This is a genomic window from Actinomadura meyerae (assembly GCF_900188445.1).
GTDB lineage: Bacteria > Actinomycetota > Actinomycetes > Streptosporangiales > Streptosporangiaceae > Spirillospora > Spirillospora meyerae.
This window is the reverse complement of record NZ_FZOR01000112.1, coordinates 1-1,568: the sequence shown is the minus strand read 5'-3', so window position 1 is coordinate 1,568 and position 1,568 is coordinate 1. Positions and strand designations below refer to the sequence as shown.

Below are 1,568 nucleotides of genomic sequence, written 5' to 3'. Positions count from 1 at the left end.
CAATGCCGTTAAATTAAGCTGCTGGGCAGATCAATCGGATCGTGGCCGGCGAGTCGTGGGTGATGTTCTCGTCCGTCTCACGTTTAACTCGGTATGAGTTGTGCCGTGCGCGTTTCAGCTTGCGAGGACAGGTGCGCTGCCGTCTTTCAAGATTTGGTCGTTCGGTGATCTCGTCCAACACCTCCTGGATCTTCTCCTTGAGGAGTTGAGGGGGAAAAAGCCGCCTGGCTTGAGACCTGGCGGCGGACCACTCGTATGGAGCGAACGAATGAGAGGCGATCCGGATCCAGTTCGGCCTGGTCTGCGGCCTCGCACATGAGTTGACGTATCCCATAATGAGTGAGCAGCAGCCCCCATATCTCCTGTTCGACCATCTCCGGCTTCCGTGATCGCAGGATGGTCGCCGGGCCGCGCTGATGTGTCTTGATCTCGTCGATCAGTGTCTCTATTTCCCAGCGCTCGTGATAGGCGGCAGCGAGGTCCACTGCGGTAAGTCCGATCGGATCGAGGACATTGGTGACGAGCGTGATCAGCTCGCCGTTGTCCCTTCTGTCGGGGATTTGGTAGTCGACGACGCGTACGTACTCCCCCGGAAGGTCGGTGATCTTCAACTCCCCGCTACGGAGCTTCGTCGTTGCCCTTCTCTTCTTGCTCGGGTCTGCGATGTATGACAGATATGAGCCATCAGGAAACCATTTCAGCAAAGGCAGATCGAGGCTCGCTCCGACACGGAAAAGGGCATCGGCGCCCGCATCAAGAACCAGCCGGAGACGCTCGTAGCTGTACAGACCCGCGTCGGCCGTGATCAGCATGTCCCCTTCAACCGCGCCCGAGGCGAGGACGCGGTCGGCGAGGGTCCTTTCTCCCTCGCCGTCGCGTCCGATCTCTGCGGCGACCACGGCATGTGTTCCCGACTCGGCCAGGCCCACGATGTTCACGTGAGGGAATGCGCACCGTTCGCTCTTCTTCTTATAACCGAAGTGGGCGGCGTTCTCGGGAGTGTCGGGGGCTTCCATGCCAAAACCGTCCAGGGCCATCAGTCTGCGCCCTCCCGCCCAGGCGCCCTTCGTTGACCGCATCGCGCACGGAACCGCCACACGCTCGTACAACTCCCGCATGACCTCGGCACCCAGCCGCTGACGCGCCTGGCACAACGCCGCAGAAGTCGGCATACTCCAACCGCGGCGCCACGTGCCCATATAACGCAACCCATCGACGAGCTTACGCATAACCTCCTCGTAGCTCTCACCGTAGAAAAGAGTCATGGCCATAACGAAATAGACCACCACGCGCGCCGGCAGCTTACTATTTCGCTGCTCTTTCCTGCCGACAGAGACCACGACCTCCTCGGCGAGCTCGCGAGGCACAAGGCGGGTCAGCACCCCAAGCCCGATCCGGTCCGTAAGGGATTCACACACAGGACTCTCGGTCATCGAAGCATCAGGCACATCGGCAACATATGCCTCCGCAAGCGAGGCTTCAATCGCTTTCACGAACTCCACATGGACCTGCGACGCCTGTGGATATGTGGATAACACCCTGACGGTCAGGCTAATTTAACGGCATTG

The 1,568-nt window shown here is 59.8% G+C and carries 1 pseudogene; it reads right to left on the bottom strand.

The features are described 5' to 3' along the window. Positions 1–209: 209 nt before the first annotated feature. Positions 210–1,433 (bottom strand): annotated as a pseudogene (locus CHF16_RS39140) (IS4 family transposase); the annotation flags it as partial. Positions 1,434–1,568 lie beyond the last annotated feature (135 nt).